15 protein-coding genes are annotated in these 13600 nt (G+C 72.9%); 7 read left to right on the forward strand and 8 right to left on the reverse strand.

Annotated elements, in window-relative coordinates; genetic code table 11:
- Nucleotides 1–14 precede the first annotated feature (14 nt).
- Both ACSNOC_RS13790 and folP read right to left on the reverse strand, forming a co-directional pair.
- Entirely contained in the window at nucleotides 15–488 is a 474-nt protein-coding gene (locus ACSNOC_RS13790) for a nuclear transport factor 2 family protein (protein ID WP_436747681.1), read from the reverse strand.
- Nucleotides 485–1351 (reverse strand): dihydropteroate synthase, encoded by an 867-nt coding sequence (folP, locus tag ACSNOC_RS13795; protein WP_436747682.1) that lies wholly within the window; start codon nucleotides 1349–1351, stop codon nucleotides 485–487. The genes ACSNOC_RS13790 and folP overlap by 4 nt, the downstream gene beginning before the upstream one ends.
- 158 nt (nucleotides 1352–1509) lie before the next feature.
- Here folP and folB point away from each other — a divergent pair, with 158 nt between their 5' ends.
- From folB to ACSNOC_RS13810, 3 genes are read left to right on the forward strand one after another with little or no spacing between them, the layout of a single operon-like run.
- Nucleotides 1510–1869: a dihydroneopterin aldolase gene (gene folB / locus ACSNOC_RS13800; protein WP_436747683.1), complete on the forward strand. Its 360-nt coding sequence runs from the start codon at nucleotides 1510–1512 to the stop codon at nucleotides 1867–1869.
- On the forward strand, nucleotides 1866–2474 hold the full coding sequence (gene folK / locus ACSNOC_RS13805; RefSeq protein ID WP_436747684.1) for a 2-amino-4-hydroxy-6-hydroxymethyldihydropteridine diphosphokinase: 609 nt from the start codon (nucleotides 1866–1868) through the stop codon (nucleotides 2472–2474). The genes folB and folK overlap by 4 nt, the downstream gene beginning before the upstream one ends.
- A 39-nt stretch (nucleotides 2475–2513) precedes the next feature.
- Nucleotides 2514–3020 carry a DUF3180 domain-containing protein gene (locus ACSNOC_RS13810; RefSeq protein WP_436747685.1) on the forward strand — a complete coding sequence of 169 codons (507 nt, stop codon included), beginning with the start codon at nucleotides 2514–2516 and terminating at the stop codon, nucleotides 3018–3020.
- Between the two features lie 119 nt (nucleotides 3021–3139).
- On the opposite strand, the gene ACSNOC_RS13815 is transcribed toward ACSNOC_RS13810, so the two are convergent.
- A complete protein-coding gene (locus ACSNOC_RS13815) occupies nucleotides 3140–4303 on the reverse strand; it encodes a betaine/proline/choline family ABC transporter ATP-binding protein (RefSeq protein ID WP_436747686.1) in 1164 nt (387 codons plus the stop codon).
- 41 nt (nucleotides 4304–4344) lie between these two features.
- On the opposite strand from ACSNOC_RS13815, the gene ACSNOC_RS13820 reads away from it, so the two are divergent.
- The 4 genes from ACSNOC_RS13820 to ACSNOC_RS13835 all read left to right on the forward strand — a co-directional run bounded on the left by ACSNOC_RS13820 (nucleotide 4345) and on the right by ACSNOC_RS13835 (nucleotide 7645).
- Nucleotides 4345–5082: an ABC transporter permease gene (locus ACSNOC_RS13820; protein WP_436747687.1), complete on the forward strand. Its 738-nt coding sequence runs from the start codon at nucleotides 4345–4347 to the stop codon at nucleotides 5080–5082.
- A 1-nt stretch (nucleotide 5083) separates the two neighbouring features.
- Nucleotides 5084–5812 carry an ABC transporter permease gene (locus ACSNOC_RS13825; protein WP_436747688.1) on the forward strand — a complete coding sequence of 243 codons (729 nt, stop codon included), beginning with the start codon at nucleotides 5084–5086 and terminating at the stop codon, nucleotides 5810–5812.
- Nucleotides 5809–6786: an ABC transporter substrate-binding protein gene (locus tag ACSNOC_RS13830; RefSeq protein ID WP_436747689.1), complete on the forward strand. Its 978-nt coding sequence runs from the start codon at nucleotides 5809–5811 to the stop codon at nucleotides 6784–6786. The genes ACSNOC_RS13825 and ACSNOC_RS13830 overlap by 4 nt, the downstream gene beginning before the upstream one ends.
- An 88-nt stretch (nucleotides 6787–6874) precedes the next feature.
- Nucleotides 6875–7645 (forward strand): hypothetical protein, encoded by a 771-nt coding sequence (locus tag ACSNOC_RS13835; protein WP_436747690.1) that lies wholly within the window; start codon nucleotides 6875–6877, stop codon nucleotides 7643–7645.
- Nucleotides 7646–7675: 30 nt separating this feature from the next.
- On the opposite strand, the gene folE is transcribed toward ACSNOC_RS13835, so the two are convergent.
- The 5 genes from folE to ACSNOC_RS13860 all read right to left on the reverse strand — a co-directional run bounded on the left by folE (nucleotide 7676) and on the right by ACSNOC_RS13860 (nucleotide 13530).
- Nucleotides 7676–8317, reverse strand: a complete 642-nt coding sequence (folE, locus tag ACSNOC_RS13840) for a GTP cyclohydrolase I FolE (protein WP_436747691.1) — start codon at nucleotides 8315–8317, stop codon at nucleotides 7676–7678.
- Between the two features lie 96 nt (nucleotides 8318–8413).
- On the reverse strand, nucleotides 8414–10435 hold the full coding sequence (ftsH, locus tag ACSNOC_RS13845; RefSeq protein ID WP_436747696.1) for an ATP-dependent zinc metalloprotease FtsH: 2022 nt from the start codon (nucleotides 10433–10435) through the stop codon (nucleotides 8414–8416).
- A 193-nt stretch (nucleotides 10436–10628) separates the two neighbouring features.
- Complete coding sequence (gene hpt / locus ACSNOC_RS13850; protein WP_436747692.1) at nucleotides 10629–11183, reverse strand: hypoxanthine phosphoribosyltransferase; 555 nt, start codon at nucleotides 11181–11183, stop codon at nucleotides 10629–10631.
- Between the two features lie 34 nt (nucleotides 11184–11217).
- On the reverse strand, nucleotides 11218–12243 hold the full coding sequence (gene tilS / locus ACSNOC_RS13855) for a tRNA lysidine(34) synthetase TilS (protein WP_436747693.1): 1026 nt from the start codon (nucleotides 12241–12243) through the stop codon (nucleotides 11218–11220).
- Nucleotides 12244–12396: 153 nt separating this feature from the next.
- Nucleotides 12397–13530, reverse strand: coding sequence for a zinc-dependent metalloprotease (locus ACSNOC_RS13860; RefSeq protein ID WP_436747694.1), 1134 nt, complete (start codon nucleotides 13528–13530; stop codon nucleotides 12397–12399).
- Nucleotides 13531–13600 lie beyond the last annotated feature (70 nt).

A 13600-nucleotide genomic window follows, 5' to 3' on the forward strand; every position in this document is an offset into this window, starting at 1 on the left:
CTCACAGGCTCTCCTCAGACCTCTTCCTCCGGGGTCTCGTCGTCCTCGCCCTCGTCGTCGTCCTCACGGTCGATCAGCACCGGCGAACCGTGGTGGGACCAGATCTTCCACGCCCCGTCCCCGGTCCTGCGGAAGACGTTGGTCGCGACGACCAGGCCGCCGACCAGCGGCCCCGCCGTCCCGTCGGCCTCGGCCGGGCCGCCGCTGAGGATGTTCTCCGTGCAGGTCACCAGCGCCGTGTCGCCCAGCACCGAGACCTCGACGTCGGTCAGGAAGAACTGGATGTAGTCGGTGTTCGCCATGATCAGCGCGTAGGAGCGGATCACCTCGCCGCGCCCGCTGATCACCGGCCAGCCGGGGTGGACGACGCTCACGCCGTCCTCCAGCCACTGATCGGCCACGGCGTCCAGATCGCCCTGCTCCAGGGCGTCGTACAGCGCGGTGTTGGCGGCGGAGACGGCTTCGATGTCCGCCGCGGCGCCGCTCATCCGGCCCCCTCCGCGCCGGCGACCGCCCGCGCCACCCGCACCGCGTCCGCGCTGGCCCGCACCTCGTGCACGCGCACCGCCCAGGCACCCGCGCGGGCGGCCAGCGCCGTGACGGCAGCCGTGGCCGCGTCGCGCTCGCGGGCCGGCGGCGGCGTGCCGTCCGGCCGGGCCAGCGCCCGGCCCAGGAACCGCTTCCGCGAGGCCGCGATCAGCAGCGGCAGGCCCAGCTCGGCGCGCAACCGGTCCATCGCGGCCACCAGCGCCAGGTCGTGCTCGGCCCGCTTGGCGAAGCCGAGGCCGGGGTCGGTGACGATCCGGTCCGCCGCGATCCCGCCGGCCACCGCCGCGTCCAGGCTCGCGCGCAGCTCGGCGATCACCTCGCCCACCACGTCGCCGTAGACCGCGCGCTCGTTCATGTCGGCGCTCTGGCCGCGCCAGTGCATCACGACGAACGGCACCGCCGCGTCCGCCACCACCGGCACCATCCGGGCGTCGGCCCGGCCGCCGCTCACGTCGTTGACCAGCCGGGCGCCCGCCGCCACCGACCGCTCCGCGACGCTGGCCCGCATGGTGTCCACGCTGACGACGACGCCCTCGGCCGCCAGCTCCCGCACCACCGGGATCACCCGGCGCAGCTCCTCGGCCTCGTCCACCCGGGTCGCGCCGGGGCGGGTCGACTCGCCGCCGACGTCCACGAGATCCGCGCCCTGGGCCACCAGGTCCATGCCGCGCTTGACCGCGGACTCGACGTCGAACCACCGCCCGCCGTCCGAGAACGAGTCCGGTGTGACGTTGACCACCCCCATGACCGCGCAGCGGTCCCACCGGGGCAGGCCGCTCACCTGGCCGTGCGAGATGCTCATGCCACCAGGGTAGGGGCAGCGGCGCCCGCGCCGGGTCCGTCCAGCGGGAACACCGCGCGGGCGGGCGGCGCTGACGAGGGGGTCAGGGTGTCGCAGGTAGATTCGAATGCCGGACCGAGGCGTCATGCCGCCGCCACCCGACCGAGGGAGTCACCGCCGTGGACAGAATCGCCCTGCGCGGACTGCGGGCCAAGGGCTTTCACGGCGTGCTCCCGAGGGAACGTGCCGAGGGACAGCCGTTCGTCGTCGACGTCGTGCTGGGCGTCGACACCCGTCCGGCGGCCTCGGCCGACGACCTGGCCAGGACCGTGGACTACGGCGTCGTGGCCGAGCAGGTCACCGCCGTGATCACGGGTGAGCCCTGCGACCTGCTGGAGACGCTGGCCCAGCGCGTCGCCGACCGGTGCCTCGCGCACGACGCCGTGCGCGAGGCCGAGGTGACGGTGCACAAGCCGGAGGCACCGATCACCGTTCCCTTCGACGACGTGACCATCACCATCAAGCGGAGCCGAGCATGACCCCCGATGCCCCGTCCTCCCCCGATCCCACCGTGCAGCCGGTCCCCGCGTCCGTCGTGCGCCAGGTGGACGCCGCCGACTCGACCCTCCACAACCCCAGGACCGCCGTGCTGTCCCTCGGCAGCAACCTGGGCGACCGCCTGGACACCCTCCAGGGCGCGGTCGACGCGCTCGCCGACACCCCCGGCCTGAAGGTGAAGGCCGTCTCCCCCGTCTACGAGACCGAGCCGTGGGGCGTCGAGCCCGGCGCCCAGGCCCCGTACCTCAACGCGGTGGTGCTGCTGCGGACCACGCTGCCGCCGTCGTCGCTGCTGGAGCGGGCGCACGCGGTGGAGGAGGCGTACCAACGGGTGCGGGACACCCGCTGGGGACCGCGCACCCTCGACGTCGACATCGTGGCCTACCAGGACGTCGTCTCCGACGATCCGGCGCTCACCCTGCCCCACCCGCGCGCCCACGAACGGGCCTTCGTGCTGGCGCCGTGGCACGATGTCCAGCCCGACGCCGTTGTCCCGGGGCGGGGTCCGGTCACGGAGCTGCTGCCCCGCCTGACCGGACAGGGCGTGACGCTCCGCGCGGATCTCACGCTCGTCCTCCCGGACTGACCGGCTACAGCTCATCCACCACGAGGGGCGCGCACAGCGGTGAACCAACTGCGGATCGCGACACTGGCCGGACTGTTCGCCGCGGCGGCGGCCCTCGCCTGGGCCGCCGCCGGGCTGTGGGACTCCCTCGGCAACACGCTGCCGGCCGTGCCGCTCCTCGCGCCCGTCATCCTCGGCCTGATCGCCACCGCGCTGCTGGCCACCGCGCTGTCGCTGCGTTCCCGGCTGCGGGCCCAGCGCGAGCGGCGGCCGGGCGCCCGGCCGGTGGACCGGCTGATGGCGGCCCGCGCGGTCGTCTTCGGCCAGGCCAGCGCGCTGGTCTCGGCGCTGGTGGCCGGCGGGTACGGCGGCTTCGGGCTGTTCCTGGTGATGGAACGGCTGGACGTGCCCAACCGCAGGGACCAGGCGATCTACGCGGGGCTGGCGGTGGTGGCGGGCTTCGCGGTGGTCGCGGCGGCCCTCTTCCTCGAACGGGTCTGCCGCCTCCCGGACGGCGACGAGACCAGCGAGGGCCACGGCAACGGCCCGATGGGCTCCCCGGTCTGACACCCCCGGCGGGCGCCGGGGCCCAGGGCCCGCCTTCAAAGCGGGCGTCCGGCCGCCCACGGCGTCTGCGAGCGTGCGTGCCAGGCGTCGTGGGCAGGGCGGCCTCTTGAGGACGGGCCCTAGCCGTCGCCCGCGACGTCCAGTTCGACCGCGGACCGCTCGACGTTCCGCCCGTCCGCGTCGATCGAGCGGCGGAGCGCCTCGTGCAGCCCGCCCGGCGTGAGGACGCCGAGGAAACGGTCCGCCTCGTCCAGCACCGCGATCCAGCCCGCGTCGTACTGGAGCATCGTGGAGAACGCCTGCTTCAGCGACGAGCCCAGCGGCAGCCACGCCTCCATCCGCCGCGCCCGGTCCGCGACCCGCCCGTCACCGGCGTCGCCCGCGTCCGGCAGCGGCACCCAGCCGTGCAGGCCGCCGTCGCCGTCCAGCACCACGGCCCAGCGCGCGCCGTCCGCGCGCATCCGCTCCGCCGCCACGGCCATCGGGTCCTCCAGGCGCACCACCGGCGGCGTCCGGAGGTCGCCGCGCTCCAGCGGGGTCACCGACAGCCGCTTCAGCCCGCGGTCGCTGCCGACGAACGAGGCCACGTAGTCGTTGGCCGGGGCGCCCAGCACCGCGGCCGGCGAGTCGAACTGCTCGATCCGGCCCTGCCCGTACACCGCGATGCGGTCGCCGAGCCGCACGGCCTCCTCGATGTCGTGCGTCACGAACAGCACCGTCTTGCGCACCTCGGCCTGGAGCCGCAGGAACTCGTTCTGCAACCGCTCGCGCACCACCGGGTCCACCGCGCCGAACGGCTCGTCCATCAGCAGCACCGGCGGGTCCGCCGCGAGCGCCCGCGCCACCCCGACCCGCTGCCGCTGCCCGCCGGAGAGCTGGTCCGGGTACCGGCCGCCGTACACCGAGGGGTCGAGGCCGACCAGCTCCAGCAGCTCCGCCGCCCGCCTGCGGGCCTCCGCGCGCCGCCAGCCCAGCAGGTGCGGCACGGTCGCGGTGTTGTCGAGCACGGTCCGGTGCGGGAAGAGGCCGACCTGCTGGATCACGTAGCCGATGCGGCGGCGCAGCTTCACCGGGTCGTAGTCCGCGACGTCCTGACCGTCGAGCAGGACGCGCCCCTGGGTGGGCTCCTCCAGCCGGTTGACCATCTTCATGGTGGTGGTCTTGCCGCACCCGGAAGGCCCCACCAGAGTGACCAACTCGCCTTCGCCCACTTCGAGGTTGAGGTCGTCCACCGCGACGGTCCCGTCGGGATAACGCTTGGACACGTGCTCGAAGCGCAACATGTTCATCATCCTGTCAGATTTGGAGGCTAGGGTGTCGGACCATGAGTGCGGCCACCGGCGAGAGCTGTCTTGCGGCGAACGAGTGGATCTGCGGTGAATATGTGCGCAGCCGCGCCGAGGAACTGGCCGACGCCACCGTGGAGCACGTCCTGATCACGGTGACGGCCGTCGCCATCGCCGCCCTCGCCTCGTTCCCCCTCGCGCTCGCCGCCCGCCGCTGGCAGGTCGCGGCCGGCGGCATCCTCAGCCTGACCACCGTGCTCTACACCGTGCCGACGCTCGCCATGTACGCGCTGCTGCTGCCCGTCTTCGGCATCTCCGTCTCGGTCGTCGTCTGCGGCCTGGTGCTGTACTCGCTCACGATCCTGGTGCGCAACACGCTGACCGGCCTCCAATCGGTCCCCGAGGAGGCCCGCGAGGCCGCCCGCGGGCTCGGCTACGGCCGCGGACGCATGCTGTTCGCGGTCGAACTTCCCCTCGCGCTACCCGCGTTGATGGCCGGGCTGCGGATCGCCACGGTCTCCGCGATCTCGCTGGCCACGGTCGGCGCGATCGTCGGCCACGGCGGGCTCGGCAACCTCATCTACAGCGGCATGCACAGCTACTTCAAGGCCCAGGTGCTCACCGCCTCCGTCCTGTGCGTCGCGCTCGCCGTCCTGGCCGACGTGACCCTGCTCGGGGTCCAGCGGCTGATCACCCCGTGGACGCGCGCGGGCGGCGGGAAACGGCGCGGGCCCGTGACCAGGGACGCGGTCCTCGACGCCCCGGGGACGGTGTGACGTGGGCGTGATCGGCGACGCCTGGACCTGGCTGACCACCGGGTCCCACTGGTCCGGCGAGTCCGGGGTCACCCACCGGCTGAGCGAGCACCTCTACCTGACCGGCGTCTGCCTCCTGCTGGCCTGCGCCCTCGCGCTGCCGCTCGCCTTCTGGCTCGGCCACGGCGGCGGGCGCCGCCTCGGCGGCGCGCTCGCCATCAACATCTCCAACGCCGGGCGCGCGGTCCCCACCTTCGCCGTGCTGGTGCTGCTCACCCTCAGCCCCCTGGGCCGCCACGGCGACCTGCCCACCATCCTGGCCCTGGTCCTCTTCGCCGTGCCGCCGCTGCTGACCAACGCCTACGTCGGCGTCTCCGAGGCCGACCGCGGCGTCGTGGAGGCCGCCCGCGGCATGGGCATGTCGCGCCCGCAGCTCCTGGCCCGCGTCGAACTCCCCCTGGCCTTCCCGCTGATCATGACCGGCATCCGCACCGCCGCCGTGCAGATCGTCGCCACCGCGACGCTCGCCGCCCTCGCGGGCGGCGGCGGCCTCGGCCGGATCATCACCGCCGGCTTCGCCCGGTACCGCACCGAGCAGGTCGTCGCCGGAGCGATCGTCGTCGCCCTGCTCGCGCTGGCCGTCGAGGGGGTGCTGGTCCTCGCCCAGCGCCTGCTCGACCCGGGCCGCCGCCCCCGCACGACCCCCGCACCGCCCGAACCGACCCGAACCGACGGACGGAGAATCCCGTGACCGCGCACCCCACCCCCCACAGACGCCGCGCCAAGCTGGCCGTCGGCACCGTCACCGCCCTGGCGCTCTCCCTGGCCGCGTGTGCCGGCGACGACCTGGAGGAGCAGGGCGCGGGCGGCGGCGGGGACGAGGACAGCGGCGGCTCGCTGACCATCGGCGGCGCCGGCTTCACCGAGGCCACGATCATGACCCAGCTCTACGCGCAGATCCTCCAGGACGCCGGCTACTCCACCACCATCGAGACCGTCGAGGGCCGCGAGCTGTACGAGCCGGAGCTGGAGAGCGGCGGCATCGACATCGTGCCCGAATACGCCGCCACCCTCGCCGAGTTCCTCAACGCGCAGGTCAACGGCCCCGACGCCGAGCCCGTCGCCACCTCCGACGTGGACGAGACCGTCGCCGCGCTGCGCGAACTGGCCGAGCCCCGGGGCCTGACCGTGCTGGACGCGGGCGAGGCCGTGGACCAGAACGCGTTCGCCGTCACCGAGGAGTTCGCCGCCGAGCACGACCTGACGACCCTGAGCGACCTGGGCGCCTCCGGCCTGCCCGTCCGCCTGGCGGCGGGCGAGGACTGCCCCGAACGGCCGTTCTGCGAGCCGGGGCTGGAGGACACCTACGGCATCGACATCACCGGTGTCGACCCGCTGGGCGTCGCCACCGTCCAGTCCAAGCAGGCCGTCCAGAACGGCGACGCCGATATGGCCCTGGTCGTCACCACCGACGCCACCCTGGAGGACTTCGGCCTGGTCCTGCTGGAGGACGACAAGAACCTCCAACTCGCGGACAACCTGCTGCCCGTGCTGAACACCGAGAGCGCGGGCGACGAGGAGATCGCCGCCGCCCTCGACCGGCTGACCGCGGAGCTGACCACCGAGGACCTGATCGAGCTGAACCGGCAGGTCGACGCCGAGCGCCGCAAGCCGGAGGACGTCGCCCGCGACTACCTGGAGGAGCACGGCCTGCTCCGGAACTGAGCGCGCCGCGCGGCCCGTCGATAACTCCCAGGCCACAACCGACTGGACACCCTCCCGTCGGCTGTCGACGTCACGGTAAGTTTCCACCATGGCACGTGGACGTCACCGCTCATCAGCACTCCACCGGGTGCTGGCCCCGGCCGCTCTGGGCGGCCTGGCGCTGTTGTGCGCCGGCGGGGCCCTGCTGCTGGGCGACGAGGACGCGCCCGTCCTGCGCATCCTCGTCGCCGTCGCGGCGGCCTCCGCCGCGACGTGCGCGGCACTGCTGCGCCGCTGGGATCTGGAGGCCGGGCGGCAGGTCGCGCGCGAGCGCGCCGCCAAGGCCGGGGTGGTCTGGCAGATGGAGGAGAAACAGGCCGAGCTGGAGGAGGCCCAGGACCTGATCGGGGAGCTGGAGGCCAAGCTCCGCGCCAAGCGGGCCGACCTGGGCGCGGCGCGCCTGGAGCTGGCCGGGCTGCGCACCGAGCACGCGGACCTGCTGCGGCGCTACGCGACCGCGGAGTCCGAGCGGGCCAAGGCGCTGGAGGGCCGCCGGCTGCTCGCCCTGGAGGCGGCGATCCCGGCGAAGGCGCTGACCGTCGACGCCACCGACCACCGCACCGCGCGCGGCGCCCCGACGCAGCTCACCTACCGGCAGGCCCACGAGGCGCTGATCCGCCTGTCCCGGAACGCGGCCCGCCAGCGCGAGGCCGCCCGGCACCAGGCACCGCAGGCCCCGCCGCAGGCCGAACAGACCCAGCAGCCCCAGCAGGCCCCGGAGGCGCAGTACGTGCCGCCGCCGCAGCGTCCCGCGACGCCGGCGACCTCGCGGCGCGTGGGCGGCTTCGACTTCTTCGGCACCGGCGCCCAGCACCGGTGACCGGACTCCTCGCTACCGGGCGAGGCCCCTCTACCGGGCAAGAATGAGACTCATGGCCTCGGCGCGGGTGGCGGCGTCCCGGAGCTGCCCCCGGACGGCCGAGGTCGTGGTCTTGGCCCCCGGCTTGCGCACCCCGCGCATGGTCATGCACATGTGCTCGCACTCCACGACCACGATCACCCCGCGCGGCTCCAGGATCCGCATCAGCGAGTCCGCGATCTGCGTGGTCAGCCGCTCCTGCACCTGCGGGCGGCGGGCGAACACGTCCACCAGCCGCGCCAGCTTGGACAGGCCGGTGATCTTCCCGCTGGCCGACGGGATGTAGCCGACGTGCGCCTGCCCGACGAACGGCACGAGGTGGTGCTCGCAGGACGACAGCACCTCGATGTCCTTCACCAGCACCATCTCGTCGTGGCCCAGGTCGAACGTGGTGGTCAGCACGTCCTCGGGCCGCTGCCACAGCCCGGCGAATATCTCCTTGTAGGCCCGCGCCACGCGGGCCGGGGTGTCCCGCAGGCCCTCCCGGTCCGGGTCCTCGCCGACCGCGATGAGCAGCTCGCGGACGGCCTTCTCCGCGCGCTTCTCGTCGAACTCGCCGATCGGCGTCTGTCTGGACCCGGTCTCGGGGCCGGGGCCAGTGCCAAGGCCCGTCAGGGTCAACGGGTCGGTCATGTGATCCTCGCTCCTCATCCCGGCGTCCGCGTCCGCACACGGCCGCGCCCCTCACCCTAGAACGTGAGGGGCGCGGGAGGCATTCCGGTCCGCTGATCAGTCCTCGGAGCCGGAGCCCGGTCCGGAGCCGTTCTCGTCCACCGATTCGAGCGGTGCCTTGCCCTTCTCCAGGCTGCCGTTGGCCAGGTTGATGCCCTTGACCGGGAAGGTGACCGGGGGCCTGGTCGACGGGGTGCGGCGGGCCGAGCCGGTCCACGCCGGGCGCGGCGGGCGCTTGACGACGGGCGCGAAGATCTCGGCCAGCTCCTCCTTGTTGAGCGTCTCCTTCTCCAGGAGCGCCAGCACGAGGTTGTCCAGGACGTCGCGGTTCTCCACCAGGATTTCCCAGGCTTCGTTGTGCGCGCCCTCGATCAGCTTCTTGACCTCCTCGTCCACCAGCCCGGCGACCTCCTCCGAGTAGTCGCGCTGGTGGCCCATCTCCTTGCCGAGGAACGGCTCGGAGTGGTCCTGGCCGAACTTGATGGCGCCCAGCCGCTCGGTCATGCCGAACTGGGTGACCATCGCGCGGGCCGTGGAGGTGGCCTTCTCGATGTCGTCGCCCGCGCCCGTGGTCGGGTCGTGGAAGACCAGCTCCTCGGCCGCCCGGCCGCCCATCATGTAGGCGAGCCGGTCCAGCATCTCGTTCCGCGTGGTGGAGTACTTGTCCTCCTCGGGCAGCACCATCGTGTAACCGAGGGCGCGGCCGCGGGAGAGGATTGTCACCTTGTGCACCGGGTCGCTGTTGGGAGAGGCCGCCGCGACCAGGGCGTGCCCGCCCTCGTGGTACGCGGTGATCATCTTCTCCTTCTGGCTCATGATCCGGGTGCGCTTCTGCGGACCGGCCACGACGCGGTCGATCGCCTCGTCGAGGAACTTGTTGTCGATCATCTTCGCGTTGCCCCGGGCGGCCAGCAGCGCCGCCTCGTTCAGCACGTTGCTCAGATCGGCGCCGGTGAAGCCGGGCGTCCGCCGGGCGACGGCCGACAGGTCGACGTCGGGCGCGACCGGCTTGCCGCGCTGGTGGACCTTGAGGATCTCCAGCCGGCCGTTCATGTCGGGGCGGTCCACCGCGATCTGCCGGTCGAAGCGGCCGGGGCGCAGCAGCGCCGGGTCGAGGATGTCCGGACGGTTGGTCGCGGCGATGAGGATCACGCCGCCCTTGACGTCGAAGCCGTCCATCTCGACCAGGAGCTGGTTGAGCGTCTGCTCCCGCTCGTCGTGCCCGCCGCCCATGCCGGCGCCGCGGTGGCGGCCGACCGCGTCGATCTCGTCCACGAAGACGATCGCCGGGGCGTTCGCCTTGGCCTGCTCGAACAGGTCACGGACACGGGAGGCGCCGACGCCGACGAACATCTCGACGAAGTCGGAACCGGAGATCGAGTAGAAGGGGACGCCCGCCTCGCCCGCGACCGCGCGGGCCAGCAGCGTCTTGCCGGTGCCGGGCGGGCCGTAGAGCAGCACGCCCTTGGGGATCTTGGCGCCGACGGCCTGGAACTTCGCGGGCTCCTGCAGGAACTCCTTGATCTCCTGGAGCTCCTCCACGGCCTCGTCCGAACCGGCCACGTCGGCGAACGTCGTCTTGGGGGTGTCCTTGGTGATGAGCTTCGCCTTCGACTTCCCGAAGTTCATCACGCGGGAGCCGCCGCCCTGCATCTGGTTCATCAGGAACAGGAACACGATGATGATGAGGAGGAACGGCAGGATCGACAGCAGCATCCCCACGAAGGGGTTCTGCGACTTGGGCGAGACGGTGTACCCGTCCGGAAGCTGGTCGTCCTGGAACTTGGCCTGGAGGTCGCGGGCGAGCTCCTCGCCCTGGCCGTCGATGTAGCTGGCCTGGACCTTGCCACTGCCCTCGATCTCGTGGCCGTCGCGGAGCTCGACCCGGATCATCTGCTCATCACCGGTCGTGAGCTCGGCGGACCGCACATGGTTCTGGCTGATCGCCTGGACGACCTCGCCGGTGTCCACCTTCTTGTAGCCCTCGGACGAGCTGAACACCTGCATCAGCAGAATGACGGCGAGGACGGCCAGCACAATCCACATCACTGGCCCACGGAAATAGCGCTTCACGTCTATCCATACGGGGCGGCGCGGCCCCGTCCCTCCTGCCACGTAGAGGCACAGCCCCCGGATGGGATCCGCTGTGCGCGCGGTGTCGGCCGAATCGCGCCCGGCCTTGTCTCAGCTTGACCTACCGCGACGGTACCCCAGCGCGGGGTGCCGCCGCCTCTCCCCACTTAAACGGTAGGGCATCGCCCGGTGTTCCCGGCTACCCGTTGTAGACGTGCGGCGCGAGCGTGCCGACGAACGGGAGATTGCGGTACTTCTCGGCGTAGTCGAGCCCGTATCCCACCACGAATTCGTTCGGGATGTCGAAGCCGACCCATTCGACGTCGATGTCGACCTTCGCGGCGTCCGGCTTGCGCAGGAGGGTGCACACCCGCAGCGAGGCGGGCTGGCGGGAGCCGAGGTTCGACAGCAGCCAGGAGAGGGTCAGCCCGGAGTCGATGATGTCCTCGACGATGAGCACGTGCCGGCCCGCGATGTCGGTGTCGAGGTCCTTGAGGATGCGGACGACGCCCGAGGACTGGGTGCCGGCGCCGTAGGAGGACACCGCCATCCAGTCCATGGTGACGGGCGAGGCGAGGGCACGGGCGAGGTCGGCCATGACCATGACCGCGCCCTTGAGGACCCCGACGAGAAGGAGGTCCTTCCCCGCGTACTCAGCGTCGATCTTCGCGGCAAGCTCCCCGAGCTTGGCGTCGATCTCTTCCTTGGTGATGAGCACCGACTCCAGGTCGGCCCCCAGGTCCGTCTCTCGCACCCGTGCCACTGCTCTCTACCGGGCCTGCCCGGCTCTACTGGTTCGCCTGCGTGAGGACCAGTCTGCCACCCTGCCGTTTCGCCTCGACGCGGCCCGGCAGGTTGAGGGGGCGCTGCCCGCGCCAGGCGGTGATCAGGCGGTCGGTCTCCTCGATGTGCCGGGCGAACAGCGAACCGGCCGGGGCGCCCGCGGCGATGGCCGCGCGGCGCAGCACGCGGCGGCGGACGGCGGGGGGCAGGGCGTGCAGCGCGGCGATGTCCAGGGTGCCGTCGGGGCGGGTCGCCGCCCGCTGGGCCTCCTGCGCCCACGCGTCGAGCGCGTCGGCGTCATCCCTGGACAGCTGTGCGGTGCGGGCCAGGGCCTCCACGATGCCCCGGCCGAGGGCCTTCTCCAGCACGGGCAGGGCCTCGTGGCGGACGCGGGAGCGGGTGAACGAGGGGTCGGCGTTGTGCGGGTCGTCCCATACGGGGAGGGCCTGCACGAGGCACGCCTTGCGCGTGGTCTGGCGGTCGATGTGGAGGAACGGGCGCCGGTAGCGGCGGCCGGCGCCGGCGGTGCCGGACAGCCCGCCGGAGACGGCGGCCATCCCGGCGAGCGAGCGGGTGCCCGAGCCGCGAGCCAGGCCCAGCAGCACGGTTTCCGCCTGGTCGTCGCGGGTATGGCCCAGGAGCACGGCGGTCGCGCCATGACGTTCGGCGGCGTCGTCGAGCGCCGCGTACCGGGCGGTGCGCGCCGCCGCCTCGGGGCCGCCGGCGCGGCCCACGGTGACCGTGACGGTGTCGACGGGGTCGAGGCCGAGGGCGGTCAGCCGCTCGGCGACCTCGTGGGCCCGGTCGTCGGAGCCGGTCTGGAGGCCGTGGTCGACGGTGATCCCGCCGGCCCGGACGCGCAGGCGCGGTGCTTCGAAGGCGAGGGCCGAGGCGAGGGCCATGGAGTCGGCGCCGCCGGAGCAGGCGGCGAGCACCAGCGGGGGGCGGCCGGGGGGCGAGTCGCTGAGAACGTCGTGCAGAACGCGGCGGACCGCCAGGCGTATCGCGGCGACCGCAGGATGGGGACCCATATCCGCATCACTTCTCTCTGGGGCTTCGGGCTCGGGAAGCGCTGTCACGCTGTGTGCGTAAATGGTGACAGAGGAGGCCTGTTACCCGAGCATCGCACGCCAGGCATGCCGCCACGGTCCCTCGTACGAGTGATTTCGGAGGAATCCGGCAACCTAGGACCCGGCGGGCCGCACCCGGGAGACCCAGCGCTCCGGGTGGGAGATCTCCTCCTTCGTCGGCAGGGTGTTCGGCGAGGTCCACACCTTGTTGAACCCCGCCATCCCGGCCTGCTCGACGACCGTCCGCACGAACCGCTCCCCGTCGCGGTACTGGCGCAGCTTGGCGTCCATCCCCAGCAGTCTGCGCAGCGCCCGGTCCAGCCGCCCGGCGCCCGTCTGCCGCCGCTTGGTGAACTTCTCGCGGATCTCCCCCACCGACGGCACCACGGCCGGCCCGACGCCGTCCATGACGAAGTCGGCGTGCCCCTCCAGCAGCGACATCACGGCCGTGAGGCGGTCGAGGATCTCCCGCTGGCGCGGGGTCTGCACCAGGTCCACGATGCCGAGCCCGGGGTCGGACTCGCTCCGCTCCTCGCCGCCGCCGCGCCCGGTCATCGACTGGGCCGCCTGCCGCAACCGCTCCAGCACGGTGGCGGGGTCGACGTCGGCCTCCAGCAGGAACGCCTGGATCTCGCTCTTCAGGTGGTCCTGGAGCCAGGGCACGGCGGTGAACTGGGTGCGGTGGGTCTCCTCGTGCAGGCAGACCCAGAGCCGGAAATCGTGCGGGTGGACGTCGAGTTCGCGTTCGACGTGGACGATGTTGGGCGCGACGAGCAGCAGCCGCCCGGCGCCCGGGACGAGGCCGTCGCCGCCCGGCAGGTCCGGGCTCGGCGGGGCGAACGTCTCGTACTGGCCGAGCACGCGCGAGGAGAGGAACGACAGCAGCATCCCGACCTCGATGCCGGTGACCTTGCTGCCCATGGCGGTGAGCGCGGTGCCGCCGGGCATGGCGGCGCGCCGCTCGCGCATCTTGGCCGTCAGCGGCAGCAGCACCTCGCGGAAGCCCGCCACGTTCGCCCGGATCCAGCCCGGCCGGTCCACGACCAGCACGGGGGTGTCCGCGGCGCCGGTGTCCATGCCGGTGAACTGGCGGACGTGCCGCTCGGACGCCTGGGCGTGGCGGCGCAGCTCGGCGACGACCTCGCGGGCCTCGTCGCGGCTCACCTCGGGGCCGGGGCGGGCGATGCGGGACGCGGTGGAGACCGCCAGATTCCAGTCGATCAGGTCCGTACCGCCGAGACTCGTCATGCCGTCCACGGTACGGCGCCCGCGCGCGGAGCGGATAGGGCACGGGGGCCGGGCCGGGGAACGGGCGGGC

It is taken from the genome of Streptomyces sp. URMC 129, from assembly GCF_051386415.1.
Lineage (GTDB): Bacteria > Actinomycetota > Actinomycetes > Streptomycetales > Streptomycetaceae > Streptomyces.

Coding starts and splice junctions, on each gene's coding strand:
- ACSNOC_RS13790 (WP_436747681.1), bottom strand. CDS start 488: ATGAGCGGCGCCGCGGCGGACATCGAAGCCGTCTCCGCCGCCAACACC.
- folP (WP_436747682.1), bottom strand. CDS start 1,351: ATGAGCATCTCGCACGGCCAGGTGAGCGGCCTGCCCCGGTGGGACCGC.
- folK (WP_436747684.1), top strand. CDS start 1,866: ATGACCCCCGATGCCCCGTCCTCCCCCGATCCCACCGTGCAGCCGGTC.
- ACSNOC_RS13815 (WP_436747686.1), bottom strand. CDS start 4,303: ATGTTGCGCTTCGAGCACGTGTCCAAGCGTTATCCCGACGGGACCGTC.
- ACSNOC_RS13820 (WP_436747687.1), top strand. CDS start 4,345: ATGAGTGCGGCCACCGGCGAGAGCTGTCTTGCGGCGAACGAGTGGATC.
- ACSNOC_RS13835 (WP_436747690.1), top strand. CDS start 6,875: ATGGCACGTGGACGTCACCGCTCATCAGCACTCCACCGGGTGCTGGCC.
- folE (WP_436747691.1), bottom strand. CDS start 8,317: ATGACCGACCCGTTGACCCTGACGGGCCTTGGCACTGGCCCCGGCCCC.
- tilS (WP_436747693.1), bottom strand. CDS start 12,243: ATGGGTCCCCATCCTGCGGTCGCCGCGATACGCCTGGCGGTCCGCCGC.
- ACSNOC_RS13860 (WP_436747694.1), bottom strand. CDS start 13,530: ATGACGAGTCTCGGCGGTACGGACCTGATCGACTGGAATCTGGCGGTC.